This is a genomic window from Acinetobacter sp. YH12219 (assembly GCF_013417875.1).
Classification (GTDB): domain Bacteria; phylum Pseudomonadota; class Gammaproteobacteria; order Pseudomonadales; family Moraxellaceae; genus Acinetobacter; species Acinetobacter amyesii.
This window is the reverse complement of record NZ_VPDC01000015.1, coordinates 54,337-67,363: the sequence shown is the minus strand read 5'-3', so window position 1 is coordinate 67,363 and position 13,027 is coordinate 54,337. Positions and strand designations below refer to the sequence as shown.

Here is a 13,027-nt window from a genome sequence, read left to right as displayed (position 1 = left end):
CGCGCCTTATTTCTTCTTAGCTTCTTTACGAAGTACAACTTCGTCAGAATAACGAACACCTTTACCTTTATAAGGCTCTGGCGGACGGTAACCACGGATTTCTGCAGCAACTTGACCTAATTTAGCTTTATCAGCTGATTTAAGTACAATTTCAGTTGCAGTAGGAGTTTCAGCAGTTACACCTTCAGGAAGGTTGTAGTCGATCGGGTGAGAGAAACCAAGGTTAAGGTTAACAATGTTACCTTTAACCGCAGCTTTATAACCAACACCGATAAGCTGTAACTTACGTTCGAAACCTTCGTTAACACCTTTTACAAGGTTGTTAAGCACAGCGCGAGCAGTACCAGCTTGCATCCAAGCATCTTTAGATTCAGCTTTAGGAGCAATAACTAGAGTACCGTCTTCCTGTTTTAGCTCGACCAGCGCATGCAGGTTGAAAGACAATGTACCTTTGCTGCCTTTCACTTCGACCTGCCGGCCGTTCTGAGTAACTGTAACACCGTTAGGTACAGTTACTGGGGCTTTAGCCACACGAGACATGAGGAATCACCTATTAAGAAACAAAAGCAATAACTTCACCACCGATACCTGCAGCACGTGCAGCGCGATCAGTCATGATGCCTTTGCTTGTAGAAACAATTGCAATACCTAAACCTTGCTTAACGCTAGGAAGTGCATCTTTACCGCGATATTGACGCAGACCAGGACGGCTTACGCGTTTCACAGTATCGATAACTGGTTTGCCTTCGAAATATTTTAAAGTAATCGTTAAAGTCGCTTTGCCTTCATTGTCAGCAACAGCTACATCAGCGATATAACCTTCTTGTTGAAGTACGTTAGCAATCGCAACTTTCAACTTTGAGTTTGGCATAGAAACAGTTTGTTTCTTTGCCATTTGTGCGTTACGAACACGTGTTAGCATGTCGGCAACGGTATCTTGCATACTCATTTATAGTGCTCCTTACCAGCTTGCCTTAACAACGCCCGGTACATCACCTTGCATTACTGTTTCACGTAATTTGTTACGGCTTAAGCCGAACTTACGGAAGTAACCATGAGGACGACCAGTTAAACCACAACGGTTACGTAGACGTACTGGAGACGCATTACGTGGTAATGCTTGAAATTTCATCATCGCTTCGAAACGTTCTTCGTCTGATGCATTAACGTTTGCGATAATTGCTTTTAATTCAGCACGTTTCGCAGCGTATTTAGCAACAGTAGCTTCGCGTTTCAATTCGCGATTAATCATACCTTTCTTAGCCATATCGACCTCTTATTTGAACGGGAAGCCGAATGCACGCATAAGCGCACGGCCTTCGTCATCGGTGCGAGCAGTCGTAGTGATGGTAATGTCCATACCACGAATACGATCAATCTTATCAAAATCGATTTCAGGGAACATGATTTGTTCCTTAAGACCCATTGAGTAGTTACCACGACCATCGAATGATTTCGCAGAGAAACCACGGAAGTCACGGATACGAGGGATCGCGATAGAGATCAAACGGTCTAAGAATTCGTACATACGTTCGCCGCGTAAAGTAACTTTACAGCCGATCGGCCAACCATCACGGATTTTGAAACCAGCGATAGATTTACGAGCTAAAGTAAGTACTGGTTTTTGACCAGCAATTGCTTGCATATCAGAAAGAGCGCCATCTAACAATTTCTTGTCAGCTGATGCAGCACCAACACCCATGTTGATGGTGATTTTTGTAATGCGAGGAATATCCATCACATTCTTAACGCCCAATGTTTCTTTTAATTGAGCCTTAAGTTCGTCGTTGTAACGCGTTTTAAGTCTGGCCATTGCCTAGTCAACCTATTACTTCGCTACCGCCACTGATTCACCATTAGATTTGAATACGCGAGTTTTCACGCCTTCAATCACTTGGTAACCAACACGGTCAGCCTTTTGGGTTGTAGCATTAAAAATTGCCACGTTAGAGATATGAAGCTCAGCTTCTTGAGTTACGATGCCGCCTTCAGCGCCAGTAGCTCGGTTAGGCTTTTGATGCTTCGTTACCAAGTTAAGGCCTTCAACCTTAACACGGTCATTTGAAACAGACAAAACAGTACCTTGTTTGCCTTTTTCTTTACCTGCGATCACAATTACTTGATCGCCCTTTTTAATCTTAGCCATGAGTGCCTCTTATAGAACTTCAGGAGCCAATGAAATAATTTTCATGAACTGTTCAGTACGAAGTTCACGAGTCACTGGTCCGAAAATACGAGTTGCAATCGGCGCTTTGTTGTTGTTCAAAATAACAGCTGCGTTATCGTCGAAACGAATAACTGAACCATCTGCACGACGGATGCCGAATTTTGTACGTACAACTACAGCATTCATCACGTCACCTTTTTTAACACGTGCACGTGGAATAGCTTCTTTTACAGTAACTTTAATAATGTCGCCAACAGAAGCATAACGACGATGTGAACCACCAAGTACTTTAATACATTGTACGCGGCGAGCACCACTGTTGTCTGCTACGTCGAGCATACTTTCGGTTTGAATCATTGCCCTACTCCAAAACCGAGCATCACCGGTCGCAATTTCGAAAGGCTCAAAGAGTACTCGAAATTGACCGATGATGCAAGAACGTTTAATTACTCAGCAGCAGCTTCAACAACTTCAACTAAAGTCCAAGACTTAGTTTTAGAAATTGGGCGGCTTTCTTTGATGCTTACTACGTCGCCAACTTTAGCAACATTATTTTCATCATGAGCGTGTAATTTAGTTGAACGGCGGATTGATTTGCCATACAACGGGTGTTGAACGCGGCGTTCGATAAGAACAACGATAGACTTGTCCATCTTGTCGCTAACTACTTTACCGGTTAACGTGCGAACTGTTTGTTCACTCATTGTCCGTTCCCCTGTTTTTCGGTAAGGAGGGTCTTAATACGAGCAATTGTCTTACGAGTAAGCGCAACTTCGTGCGATTTACCCAATTGACCAGTTGCTTTCGCCATACGAAGACGGAATTGGTTAAGCTGTTGCTCATCAAGCAAAGCTGTCAACTCTTCTACCGACTTTTCACGTAGATCATTAGTTTTCATTACATTACCGTCCGAGTCACGATAGTGGTTTTAAACGGAAGTTTTGCAGCAGCAAGCGTAAACGCTTCGCGAGCAAGTTCTTCGTTAACACCATCAATTTCGTATAAGACTTTACCTGGTTTGATTTGGCAAACCCAGTATTCCACAGAACCTTTACCTTTACCCATACGAACTTCTAATGGTTTTTCAGTAATTGGTTTGTCTGGGAAAACACGGATAAAGATCTTACCACCACGTTTAATACGACGGCTGATTGTACGACGCGCTGCTTCAATTTGACGTGCGGTCATTTGACCACGTTCAACTGATTTAAGTGCAATAGTACCAAAAGATACTGAGCTACCGCGATGTGCTAGACCAGTGTTACGGCCTTTTTGCACTTTACGGAATTTAGTACGTTTAGGTTGTAACATGGATTATTCTCCTTTTTCAGCAGAACGATCATTGCGACGACCACGACGCTCTTGACCTTCACCACGACCACGGCCACGTTTAGCTGGACGTTCTTCAGCTGGAGCTGGGTTCATGACTTGTTTCATGCCGCCCAAGATCTCACCACGGAAGATCCATACTTTAACGCCGATCGTACCGTAAGTAGTCTCAGCACGCATAGTAGCATAGTCGATGTCAGCACGAAGAGTATGAAGAGGTACACGACCTTCACGATACCATTCAGTACGAGCAATCTCAGCACCACCTAGACGGCCTGAAACTTCTACTTTGATACCTTTAGCACCAGCACGCATAGAGTTTTGAACCGCACGCTTCATAGCACGACGGAACATTACACGTTTTTCTAATTGAGAAGCGATTGCTTCAGCAACTAAACGAGCGTCTAAATCTGGGCGATCGATTTCGTTGATACTTACTTGCGCAGGAACACCCATAATGGCTGTTAATTCGCGTTGTAATTTCTCAATGTCTTCGCCTTTTTTACCGATCACGATACCAGGACGTGCAGTGCTAATAGTTACTTTAGCTGCGCCTGTAGGGCGTTCGATAAGAATATTGCTTACCATCGCATTCTTAAGTTTTTTAGTTAAAAACTCACGAACTTGAAGATCTTTTAGCAAATATTCAGCATATTGTTTCGGATTCGCATACCAGTTAGCGTTATGACGTTTCACAACACCTAGGCGGATACCGATTGGATGAACCTTCTGACCCATATCAAACCCCTACCTTAACGGTAATGTGACAAGTACGCTTAGTAATACGATCTGCACGGCCTTTAGCACGTGGCAAAATACGTTTCAGGCTCATGCCTTCATCAACGTAGATCGTAGAAACTTTAAGGTCGTCTACATCTAAACTGTTATTGTGTTCAGCGTTTGCAATCGCAGATTCCAATGCTTTTTTAACTAAAACTGCAGCTTTTTTGTTGCTGAAGTTTAAGATATTTAAAGCATGCGCAACAGATTTGCCGCGAATTAGGTCTGCAACCAAACGTGCTTTTTGTGCCGAGATAGCGGCACCGCGTAATTTAGCAGTTACTTCCATCATAGCACCTATTAACGTTTAGACTTCTTGTCAACACCGTGACCACGATAGGTACGAGTTGGCGCGAATTCACCTAATTTATGACCAACCATATGCTCAGATACGATCACTGGAACATGGTTACGGCCATTGTGTACAGAAATTGTTAGACCAACAAAATCCGGTAAGATCATCGAACGACGCGACCAAGTTTTGATCGGCTTACGGTTATTAGCCGCGATAGCCGCTTCAACCTTAGCGAACAAGTGCGCATCGACGAATGGGCCTTTTTTCAGAGAACGAGGCATTGTCAGATTCCTTTACTTGTTACTTAACGCGACGGTCGCGAATGATCATCTTAGTCGTACGCTTGTTGGTACGTGTTTTGTACCCTTTAGCTTTTTGACCCCATGGACTTACAGGTTGAATACCTTTATTACGTCCTTCACCACCACCATGTGGATGGTCTACTGGGTTCATCGCCATACCACGTACGGTAGGACGAACGCCACGCCAGCGTGATGCACCTGCTTTACCAAGTGAACGAAGGTTGCTTTCTGAGTTAGAAACTTCACCTAACACAGCACGGCATTCAACGTGTACTTTACGCATTTCGCCTGAACGAAGACGAATGATAGCGTAAGAACCGTCACGACCCAACAATTGAGCAGATGTACCAGCAGAACGTACTAATTGTGCGCCTTTACCGATTTTAAGCTCGATGTTGTGAAGAGTAGAACCGATAGGCATATTGCGAAGTGGTAAGCAGTTACCTGGACGGATTGGAGCATCGTTACCAGATTGAACTTGATCACCAGCGCGAAGGCCTTTAGGTGCAATAATATAGCGACGTTCACCGTCAGCATATTTCAATAAAGCAATATGAGCTGTACGGTTTGGATCGTATTCAATACGCTCAACTACAGCAGGGATGCTGTCTTTGTTACGTTTGAAGTCTACGATACGGTAGTGCTGTTTATGACCACCACCAACGTGACGAGTTGTAATGTGACCGTTGTTATTACGACCGCCAGTACGTTTTTTAGCTTCAACCAACGGAGCATATGGCGCGCCTTTGTGAAGGTGGTTATGAACCACTTTCTCTACAAAGCGACGTCCTGGAGACGTTGGCTTACATTTTTGAATCGGCATAATTTTCGTCCTTATTCCGCTGCGTTTTCAGCGGTATCGCCCAAGTCAGCCATTTCAACATCTTGGCCAGCTTTCAGGGTGACGTATGCTTTTTTAACATCAGAACGACGTCCTAATGTTTTACCAAAGCGTTTAGTCTTACCTTTAGTGATCGTTGTGTTAACTTTAACAACTTGAACACCAAATAGTTGCTCAACAGCTTTTTTGATTTCAAGTTTGTTTGCATCTAGTGCAACTTTGAACACTTGAACACCAGCAGTTTCGCCTAAAACTTGTGCTTTTTCTGAGAATACAGGTCCTTGTAGGACTTGATAGATACGTTCGTTGTTCATCCGAGTTCTACCTCAATTTTCTTAGCAGCAGCAACAGACATAACAACTTTATCGAACGCGATCAAGCTAACAGGATCGATTGCAGCAGCATCAACCACATCAACGTGTGGAATGTTGCGAGCAGCAAGATACAAGTTCTCATCAACAGCATCTGTAACGATTAATGCACGAGGTGCATTCAAGTCGTTAAGTTTTGCAAGCAATTCTTTAGTTTTTGGAGCTGCAACAGCAATCTCTTCAACTAAAACAAGGCGATCTTGACGAACAAGCTCAGCCAGGATGCATTGCATAGCACCGCGATACATTTTACGGTTTACTTTTTGAGACCAGTCTTGTGGACGAGCAGCAAAAGTTTTACCACCGCCAACCCAGATTGGGCTACGAATAGAACCAGCACGAGCGCGGCCAGTACCTTTTTGACGGAAAGGTTTTTTACCACCGCCAGAAACGTCAGCACGTGATTTTTGCGCTTTAGAACCTTGACGACCACCAGCTAAGTAAGCTGTAACAACTTGGTGTACAAGAGCTTCGTTAAAATCACGACCAAACGCAACTTCAGATAACTCAACAGCAGAGCCGGAAACAGTATTTAAATTCACGTTATTTCCCCTCAGGCCTTGATAGTAGGACGAACAGTAACGTCGCCACCAGTAGCACCAGGAACCGCGCCTTTAACAACTAGAACTGAACGTTCTGCGTCGATAGCAACGATTTCAAGACCCTGTGTAGTTACACGTTCAGCACCTAAGTGACCAGGCATTTTTTTGCCTTTGAACACGCGACCAGGAGTCTGGTTTTGACCTGTAGAACCGATAACACGGTGAGATACAGAGTTACCATGTGTAGCGTCTTGAGTACGGAAGTTCCAACGTTTAACACCACCTTGGAAACCTTTACCTTTAGATGTACCAGTAACGTCAACAATTTGACCCACTGTGAACACATCCACACCGATAGTTCCGCCAACTTCACGACCTTCAAGATCAGCTTCTGTAGCGCGGAATTCTTGAACTAGACGACCAGCAGCTACACCAGCTTTCGCAAAGTGACCTTTCTGAGCGTTAGTTACGCGAGATTCGCGACGTTCACCAGTAGTGATTTGAATCGCTTGATAACCATCAGTTTCAAGCGTTTTGATTTGTGTGATGCGGTTAGGATCAACCTCAATCACTGTTACAGGTACAGAAACACCAGCATCTGTAAAGATACGTGTCATACCGCACTTGCGACCGACTAAACCAATAGCCATGTGCATAAACCTCTAAAAAAGCGGCCTAATTAACTTAGAGCGTTAATTAACCGAAAGCCTTAACCCAAAGCGATCTGAACATCAACACCAGCTGCAAGATCTAACTTCATCAATGCATCAACAGTTTTATCTGTAGGTTGAACGATGTCGATCAAACGTTTGTAAGTGCGGATCTCGTATTGGTCACGCGCATCTTTGTTAACGTGTGGTGATGTTAAAACGTTAAAACGTTCGATACGTGTAGGCATCGGGATTGGACCACAAACTTGTGCACCAGTACGTTTTGCTGTTTCTACGATTTCTTGAGCTGATTGATCAATTAGACGGTGATCAAAAGACTTAAGACGGATACGAATTCTCTGGTTAGACATACCAGTTAACTCCAAGCCAAATATATAAAGAATCACCCTTGACGCATCTCACCCCACTTTAAAAGAGGCAAGTGTCAAGAGCAGTGAAATATCACTAAGGTCACGATCGATGCCGTGACTGTCACGATGTTAACTACTTTATTCGTAGCTAACCCCCTTCATCAAAGGGTCGCCCATTATAGCTATTGTTTAATGCATAAGCAAATCCCTTTTGCTGTTTTTCTTATATTTTTCATTTTTTATGCAAGATCAATTGCTTAACTTTTAATCAATAGGCATTTTTTCTTAATACATACTCTATTGCTTGGTTTAGTATTTGATTTCCCTCAATAAATTTGTTTTTTGCGCTTTTCCGCAGATCATGTACTGGCTGTACATGTGTTCCTGAAAAAAATGCCACCTCTTCATCATTTTCCAAAAATAAATCGAGTACTTCAGGGGTAATTTCAGGATGAAATTGAAAGCCCAAAATATTTTGTCCAATTTGATACATTTGATTACGACATGCATCATTTTCCGCCAGTAATACCGCTCCTTTGGGAATTTCAAATGTTTCACTGTGCCACTGCATGACTTTAAACTCTTCAGGTAGTTTGAAACAGTCATGCGGTACGTTTGCGACCTTACGGATGGTCGTCCAACCCAATTCTTGTTGTGCATTTCGACTCACCGCCCCACCCAAGGCATTGGCAATCAATTGCCCACCTAAACAAAGCCCGATTGCGGGTTTACCGAGGGCTAAATAGCGTCGCAGCCAACGCTTTTCTATTTTTAACCATGGGAAATTTGCCTCATCATTTACGCTCATGGTTCCACCCATAATGATAAGTAAATCGACATCTTCAACATGCGGCAAAGCCTCGAGATCTAAGGCTTGATCGACAGGTAATGCAAAGAATTCTGTGGCCGTAATTTTGGCCTGATGCTGTTTTAAAAATTCATAACAACTGCCGAACCCTTCACCAGCAATATGCTGAAAATAATGTACTTTTAAATGCGACTTCATGCGCTAAACCTATTGTTGTTGCTCTGTTATCGGTTTTGCAAGAATGAAGCCAACTTTGCTTTTCACTTAATTTTCTATACAAAAGCATCGTAAATCCATGCGTTTTAGTCGTATTCTTTTGAACATTCATTATTATTTTGATCATTTCAGAGCGCCACGTGAAAAAGAATCCTCAAACTGAACTCATTCATGCACCAAGAATGGCACCGCAATACATCAATAGTGTTCAACCTCCCCTGTTTCGTGCATCCACTATAATTTTCGAAAATACAGATGCGCTATTTAATCGCCATTGGACCGATGATTATGACTATAGCTATGGCACGCATGGTACCCCCACGACATTTACCCTAGGCGATCAGATTGCTCAGATTGAAGGTGGCTTGTATCACTTACTCGCACCAAGCGGTTTATCTGCAATTAATTTGGTCAATTCATGTTTTTTAAGTCAAGGGGATGAAGTGTGGGTCGCAGATAATATCTATGGCCCAAATATGGACCATTTACGCAATTTAGAAACCCGCTATAGCATCGTGGTCAAGGTTTATAACCCTATTGATGTCGATTCATTTAGCCCTTCAGCGCAAGCCAAGCTTATCTGGTTAGAAGCGGCGGGTTCTGTCACTTTAGAGTTTCCAGATTTAGTCGGCTTGGTCAAAAAAGCTCAAGCGCAGAACATTCTCACTGCACTGGACAATACGTGGGGCGCAGGACTTGCCTTTAATGCTTTTGATTTTAGTGCTGAGCACCTGGGTGTCGATATCAGTGTGCATGCCTTGACCAAATACCCAAGTGGCGGCGGGGATATTTTGATGGGTTCGGTAATTACACGAGATAAAAAGCTTCATCACAAACTGTTTCGTGCGCACGCCATTCAAGGCATTAGCATCTCTGGTGATGATGCCGCGCAAATACAACGCAGTCTGGCTTCTATGCGCCTGCGCTATGAACACCAGTCACAAAGTGCTTTAACTTTATTAAATTGGCTAAAACAACAGCCAGCCTTTGTACAGGTTTTACATCCTGCTGATGAAGCTTCCGCAGGACATCAGTATTGGAAAGAAATTTGTACAGAACAACACAGTGCCGGTTTGGTCAGCGTGATATTTAATGAAAAATATAGTTTGCAAGATGTACGCCGCTTTTGCGATGCGCTGAAACTCTTTAAGCTCGGTTTTAGCTGGGGTGGCCCAGTCAGTTTAGTCATGCTATATAACTTAAAAGATATGCGTGTACTCGAACATTCACATATTCAAACCGGCTTACTGGTTCGCTTTTGTATAGGACTAGAACATCCTGCAGATTTAATACAAGATATAGAAAACGCACTACAACATTTAAATAAACAACAACTCGAATAAATACAGGAACATCTATGGGTACACCAATTATTATTGGCAAAAAGACACAAGACACCACACAAGATGTGGTGCTTCATTCACAATTTGCAAACCGCCATGGTTTGATTGCTGGGGCTACAGGTACTGGTAAGACGGTGACGTTGAAGGTGTTGGCAGAAAGTTTTTCTCGGCTGGGTGTACCCGTATTTTTAGCCGATGCCAAAGGGGATGTTTCTAGCCTTGCTAAAGCAGGTGAAAACAATCCTAAATTTGACGAACGAATTAAAAGTTTAAATATCGAGAGCATTCCTTTTGCAGCCTCCCCTGTGGTGTTTTGGGATTTGTTCGGTGAACAAGGACATCCCATTCGCACCACCATTTCTGAAATTGGCCCACTGCTCCTTGCCCGAATTCTCAACTTAAATGACACGCAAGAAGGTGTGTTATCTGCGGTCTTTCGTATTGCCGATGATCAGGGCTTATTGCTCATCGACTTTAAAGACTTAAAAGCCATGATCAGCTACGTCAGTGAACATGCATCCGAATTTAAAAATGAATATGGCAATTTATCACCTGCAAGCTTAGGTGCAATTCAACGTAATTTGCTCGCATTAGCCGATCAAGGCGGTGACAAGTTCTTTGGTGAGCCTGCACTCAATATTATGGATTTCATTCAAACGGATGCGCAAGGTCGTGGCAACATCAACCTGCTCGCCGCCGACAAGTTAATGAATACCCCTAAGCTCTATGCAACCTTTTTACTTTGGATGCTGTCAGAACTGTTTGAACAATTGCCCGAAGTTGGAGATATGGATAAACCCAAACTGGTGTTCTTCTTTGATGAAGCGCATTTATTGTTTGATAATGCCAGCCCTGCTTTACAAGAAAAATTTGAACAAGTGGTACGTCTGATTCGCTCTAAAGGGGTCGGTATTTACTTTGTAACGCAAAATCCACTTGACCTACCTGAGAGTGTTTTAGGACAACTGGGTAACCGTGTTCAACATGCGCTACGTGCATTTACCCCCAAAGATCAGAAAGCGGTCAAGACGGCAGCAGATACTTTCCGAGCCAATCCTGCGTTTAAAGTCGATCAAGTGATTACGGAACTGGCTGTAGGTGAAGCACTGATTAGCTGTCTAGATGAACAAGGCACACCTCAAATTGTTGAACGTGCTTGGGTGATGCCACCCTACTCTTCATTTAGCCCAATTGCTGTAGAAGAACGCAAAGCTCTGATGGCAAATAGCATTGTCGCAGGTGTGTATGACACCGAAGCAGATCGTGAAAGTGCCTATGAACTTTTACAAAATAAAGTGGCGGAGCGCCAACAACAAGCCGTCCAAGCGGAACAAGATAAAATAGAAGCCAAAGAACAAGAAGCGTTGGCCAAACAACAAGCAAAAGAAGCAGATGCACTCGCCAAACAGCAAGCACGTGAACAAGAACGCCTTGCGCGCGAACAACAAAAAGAAGCTGAGCGTTCAGCCAAACAACGTGAAAAACTGATTCAAGACACGGTAGGAACTTTTGCAAAAAGTGCTGCACGCAGCTTGGGCGGGTCGACAGGTCAGAAAATTATCCGTGGCCTCTTAGGTTCTATCTTCGGCAAGAAATAATCTAAAAGCCCAATTAAAAAGTACAAAATTATGGAATCTTTTTATATTCCATAATTTTTTTATGGTTTTTACTAAAACATGTATTGCGCGGATGTATTTAAAAATGTATTTTAAATACATCTTATAAATAACAGCCATGAGAGATCAGCTATGACTCCGCAGCAAATTGACCTAGTAAAAGCTACTGTTCCTGTTCTACGTGAAAATGGTGTCGCGCTGACTGGTTACTTCTATAACCGTATGTTGGGCAATAACCCTGACCTCAAAGAAACCTTTAACATGGGACATCAGCGCAGCGGTGCTCAGGCACAAGCCTTGGCGGGTGCTGTATTGGCTTATGCTGAAAATATTGAGGACCCATCTGTACTTTTACCAGTTGTAGAATTAATTGCGCATAAACATGTGAGTCTTAACATTCAAGCGCCAGACTATAATATTGTCGGCGAAAATTTGCTGCACTCGATCAGTGAAGTATTAAGCATTTCAATGGAAGATCCACTGATTGCAGCTTGGGCAGCAGCATATGGACAATTGGCAGACTTGTTTATCAGCACTGAAAAAGCGATTTATGAGCAACATCAGCAAACTAAAGGCAGTTGGTTAGGTTGGCGTAATTTCAAAATCGCGAAAAAAGTGGCTGAAAGTGATGAAATCACCTCATTCTACCTTGAGCCTTCTGATGGTGGTGATTTACCAAAATATGAAGCAGGTCAGTACATCTCTGTACGTGTATTGGTCGATGAGCTGGGTCTAAAACAACCACGTCAATATACACTGTCTACCAGCCCACAAGACAACTACTTACGTATCTCTGTAAAACGTGAAGATCAGAAAGGTGACTTGGTTCCAGGTTGGGTATCAAATACACTGCATGGCTTGGAGATCGGTTCAGAAATCGAAGTGTCTGCACCAACAGGTAATTTCTTCCTGATTGATTCACAAAAACGCAATGTCTTTATCAGTGGTGGGGTAGGTCTAACACCAATGATTGCGATGCTAAATCAGTTGGTGACTTTAGACATGCCACAACCTGTAACATTTATCCATGCCTGCCGTAGCAAACAAGTGCATGCAATGCATAAACACATTCAGGATTTGGAAGCAAAATACCCACGTCTTAGTACCTTTACAGCGTATGAGTTCCCTCATGCTAATGATAAGTTAGGTGAAGATTATGATGCTGCTGGTCGTCTAGACTTAGGCAGCATGGATACTGCACTGTTACCGATCAATGCGGATTATTACCTTTGCGGTCCAATGCCATTTATGGCTGAACAACAGAAAGCTTTAATTGCTCGTGGTATTCCTGCTAGCAATATTCACAGCGAAGCTTTCGGCACTGGTGGTGTAAAACACTAACTAAGCTATTCACCTGAAATACAAAGGGTTAGTTTAGTTATGCTAGACTAGCCCT

At 43.1% G+C, this 13,027-nt stretch carries 21 protein-coding genes; 3 read left to right on the top strand and 18 right to left on the bottom strand.

Features of this window, described 5'->3' with window-relative positions; translation table 11 throughout:
• Window positions 1-6 precede the first annotated feature (6 nt).
• The 18 genes from rplF to FTV04_RS11140 all read right to left on the bottom strand — a co-directional run bounded on the left by rplF (window position 7) and on the right by FTV04_RS11140 (window position 8,654).
• The gene (gene rplF, locus FTV04_RS11225; RefSeq protein WP_078189272.1) at window positions 7-540 is read right to left on the bottom strand and encodes a 50S ribosomal protein L6; all 534 of its coding nucleotides are present in this window, start codon (window positions 538-540) and stop codon (window positions 7-9) included.
• 13 nt (window positions 541-553) lie between these two features.
• On the bottom strand, window positions 554-949 hold the full coding sequence (rpsH, locus tag FTV04_RS11220) for a 30S ribosomal protein S8 (RefSeq protein ID WP_078189273.1): 396 nt from the start codon (window positions 947-949) through the stop codon (window positions 554-556).
• Window positions 950-961: 12 nt separating this feature from the next.
• The gene (rpsN, locus tag FTV04_RS11215; protein ID WP_067762906.1) at window positions 962-1,267 is read right to left on the bottom strand and encodes a 30S ribosomal protein S14; all 306 of its coding nucleotides are present in this window, start codon (window positions 1,265-1,267) and stop codon (window positions 962-964) included.
• 9 nt (window positions 1,268-1,276) lie between these two features.
• Window positions 1,277-1,813 carry a 50S ribosomal protein L5 gene (gene rplE, locus FTV04_RS11210; protein ID WP_067762907.1) on the bottom strand — a complete coding sequence of 179 codons (537 nt, stop codon included), beginning with the start codon at window positions 1,811-1,813 and terminating at the stop codon, window positions 1,277-1,279.
• A 15-nt stretch (window positions 1,814-1,828) separates the two neighbouring features.
• Complete coding sequence (gene rplX / locus FTV04_RS11205) at window positions 1,829-2,146, bottom strand: 50S ribosomal protein L24 (RefSeq protein WP_078189274.1); 318 nt, start codon at window positions 2,144-2,146, stop codon at window positions 1,829-1,831.
• A gap of 9 nt (window positions 2,147-2,155) precedes the next feature.
• A complete protein-coding gene (rplN, locus tag FTV04_RS11200; RefSeq protein ID WP_005012978.1) occupies window positions 2,156-2,524 on the bottom strand; it encodes a 50S ribosomal protein L14 in 369 nt (122 codons plus the stop codon).
• Window positions 2,525-2,613: 89 nt separating this feature from the next.
• Window positions 2,614-2,871 (bottom strand): 30S ribosomal protein S17, encoded by a 258-nt coding sequence (gene rpsQ / locus FTV04_RS11195; protein WP_078189275.1) that lies wholly within the window; start codon window positions 2,869-2,871, stop codon window positions 2,614-2,616.
• Window positions 2,868-3,065, bottom strand: coding sequence for a 50S ribosomal protein L29 (gene rpmC / locus FTV04_RS11190; protein ID WP_005012982.1), 198 nt, complete (start codon window positions 3,063-3,065; stop codon window positions 2,868-2,870). Before rpmC ends, rpsQ begins: the two co-directional genes overlap by 4 nt.
• Window positions 3,065-3,478, bottom strand: coding sequence for a 50S ribosomal protein L16 (gene rplP / locus FTV04_RS11185; protein ID WP_068909575.1), 414 nt, complete (start codon window positions 3,476-3,478; stop codon window positions 3,065-3,067). Before rplP ends, rpmC begins: the two co-directional genes overlap by 1 nt.
• Window positions 3,479-3,481: 3 nt before the next feature.
• Window positions 3,482-4,234, bottom strand: coding sequence for a 30S ribosomal protein S3 (rpsC, locus tag FTV04_RS11180; protein ID WP_078189277.1), 753 nt, complete (start codon window positions 4,232-4,234; stop codon window positions 3,482-3,484).
• A 1-nt stretch (window position 4,235) separates the two neighbouring features.
• Window positions 4,236-4,565: a 50S ribosomal protein L22 gene (gene rplV, locus FTV04_RS11175; RefSeq protein ID WP_035265103.1), complete on the bottom strand. Its 330-nt coding sequence runs from the start codon at window positions 4,563-4,565 to the stop codon at window positions 4,236-4,238.
• An 11-nt stretch (window positions 4,566-4,576) separates the two neighbouring features.
• Window positions 4,577-4,852 (bottom strand): 30S ribosomal protein S19, encoded by a 276-nt coding sequence (gene rpsS, locus FTV04_RS11170; RefSeq protein WP_004281508.1) that lies wholly within the window; start codon window positions 4,850-4,852, stop codon window positions 4,577-4,579.
• A gap of 19 nt (window positions 4,853-4,871) precedes the next feature.
• Window positions 4,872-5,696 (bottom strand): 50S ribosomal protein L2, encoded by an 825-nt coding sequence (gene rplB / locus FTV04_RS11165; RefSeq protein ID WP_078189278.1) that lies wholly within the window; start codon window positions 5,694-5,696, stop codon window positions 4,872-4,874.
• An 11-nt stretch (window positions 5,697-5,707) separates the two neighbouring features.
• A complete protein-coding gene (gene rplW / locus FTV04_RS11160) occupies window positions 5,708-6,028 on the bottom strand; it encodes a 50S ribosomal protein L23 (protein ID WP_005012992.1) in 321 nt (106 codons plus the stop codon).
• Window positions 6,025-6,627: a 50S ribosomal protein L4 gene (gene rplD / locus FTV04_RS11155; protein WP_078189279.1), complete on the bottom strand. Its 603-nt coding sequence runs from the start codon at window positions 6,625-6,627 to the stop codon at window positions 6,025-6,027. Before rplD ends, rplW begins: the two co-directional genes overlap by 4 nt.
• Window positions 6,628-6,638: 11 nt before the next feature.
• On the bottom strand, window positions 6,639-7,277 hold the full coding sequence (gene rplC / locus FTV04_RS11150; protein ID WP_078189280.1) for a 50S ribosomal protein L3: 639 nt from the start codon (window positions 7,275-7,277) through the stop codon (window positions 6,639-6,641).
• Between the two features lie 59 nt (window positions 7,278-7,336).
• Entirely contained in the window at window positions 7,337-7,648 is a 312-nt protein-coding gene (gene rpsJ / locus FTV04_RS11145; RefSeq protein WP_000070912.1) for a 30S ribosomal protein S10, read from the bottom strand.
• A 268-nt stretch (window positions 7,649-7,916) separates the two neighbouring features.
• Window positions 7,917-8,654 carry a type 1 glutamine amidotransferase gene (locus FTV04_RS11140; protein ID WP_180089573.1) on the bottom strand — a complete coding sequence of 246 codons (738 nt, stop codon included), beginning with the start codon at window positions 8,652-8,654 and terminating at the stop codon, window positions 7,917-7,919.
• A 158-nt stretch (window positions 8,655-8,812) separates the two neighbouring features.
• Here FTV04_RS11140 and FTV04_RS11135 point away from each other — a divergent pair, with 158 nt between their 5' ends.
• From FTV04_RS11135 to hmpA, 3 genes are all read left to right on the top strand, one after another.
• Window positions 8,813-10,015, top strand: a complete 1,203-nt coding sequence (locus tag FTV04_RS11135; protein ID WP_180089571.1) for a PLP-dependent transferase — start codon at window positions 8,813-8,815, stop codon at window positions 10,013-10,015.
• Window positions 10,016-10,029: 14 nt separating this feature from the next.
• Window positions 10,030-11,613: a helicase HerA-like domain-containing protein gene (locus FTV04_RS11130; protein ID WP_180089569.1), complete on the top strand. Its 1,584-nt coding sequence runs from the start codon at window positions 10,030-10,032 to the stop codon at window positions 11,611-11,613.
• 150 nt (window positions 11,614-11,763) lie between these two features.
• On the top strand, window positions 11,764-12,972 hold the full coding sequence (gene hmpA / locus FTV04_RS11125) for an NO-inducible flavohemoprotein (protein WP_078192460.1): 1,209 nt from the start codon (window positions 11,764-11,766) through the stop codon (window positions 12,970-12,972).
• Window positions 12,973-13,027 lie beyond the last annotated feature (55 nt).

Bases quoted from the DNA above. Each gene is read 5' to 3' on its own strand.
- rplF (WP_078189272.1), bottom strand. From the start codon at position 540: ATGTCTCGTGTGGCTAAAGCCCCAGTAACTGTACCTAACGGTGTTACA.
- rpsH (WP_078189273.1), bottom strand. From the start codon at position 949: ATGAGTATGCAAGATACCGTTGCCGACATGCTAACACGTGTTCGTAAC.
- rpsN (WP_067762906.1), bottom strand. From the start codon at position 1,267: ATGGCTAAGAAAGGTATGATTAATCGCGAATTGAAACGCGAAGCTACT.
- rplE (WP_067762907.1), bottom strand. From the start codon at position 1,813: ATGGCCAGACTTAAAACGCGTTACAACGACGAACTTAAGGCTCAATTA.
- rplX (WP_078189274.1), bottom strand. From the start codon at position 2,146: ATGGCTAAGATTAAAAAGGGCGATCAAGTAATTGTGATCGCAGGTAAA.
- rplN (WP_005012978.1), bottom strand. From the start codon at position 2,524: ATGATTCAAACCGAAAGTATGCTCGACGTAGCAGACAACAGTGGTGCT.
- rpsQ (WP_078189275.1), bottom strand. From the start codon at position 2,871: ATGAGTGAACAAACAGTTCGCACGTTAACCGGTAAAGTAGTTAGCGAC.
- rpmC (WP_005012982.1), bottom strand. From the start codon at position 3,065: ATGAAAACTAATGATCTACGTGAAAAGTCGGTAGAAGAGTTGACAGCT.
- rplP (WP_068909575.1), bottom strand. From the start codon at position 3,478: ATGTTACAACCTAAACGTACTAAATTCCGTAAAGTGCAAAAAGGCCGT.
- rpsC (WP_078189277.1), bottom strand. From the start codon at position 4,234: ATGGGTCAGAAGGTTCATCCAATCGGTATCCGCCTAGGTGTTGTGAAA.
- rplV (WP_035265103.1), bottom strand. From the start codon at position 4,565: ATGGAAGTAACTGCTAAATTACGCGGTGCCGCTATCTCGGCACAAAAA.
- rpsS (WP_004281508.1), bottom strand. From the start codon at position 4,852: ATGCCTCGTTCTCTGAAAAAAGGCCCATTCGTCGATGCGCACTTGTTC.
- rplB (WP_078189278.1), bottom strand. From the start codon at position 5,696: ATGCCGATTCAAAAATGTAAGCCAACGTCTCCAGGACGTCGCTTTGTA.
- rplW (WP_005012992.1), bottom strand. From the start codon at position 6,028: ATGAACAACGAACGTATCTATCAAGTCCTACAAGGACCTGTATTCTCA.
- rplC (WP_078189280.1), bottom strand. From the start codon at position 7,277: ATGGCTATTGGTTTAGTCGGTCGCAAGTGCGGTATGACACGTATCTTT.
- rpsJ (WP_000070912.1), bottom strand. From the start codon at position 7,648: ATGTCTAACCAGAGAATTCGTATCCGTCTTAAGTCTTTTGATCACCGT.
- FTV04_RS11140 (WP_180089573.1), bottom strand. From the start codon at position 8,654: ATGAAGTCGCATTTAAAAGTACATTATTTTCAGCATATTGCTGGTGAA.
- FTV04_RS11130 (WP_180089569.1), top strand. From the start codon at position 10,030: ATGGGTACACCAATTATTATTGGCAAAAAGACACAAGACACCACACAA.
- hmpA (WP_078192460.1), top strand. From the start codon at position 11,764: ATGACTCCGCAGCAAATTGACCTAGTAAAAGCTACTGTTCCTGTTCTA.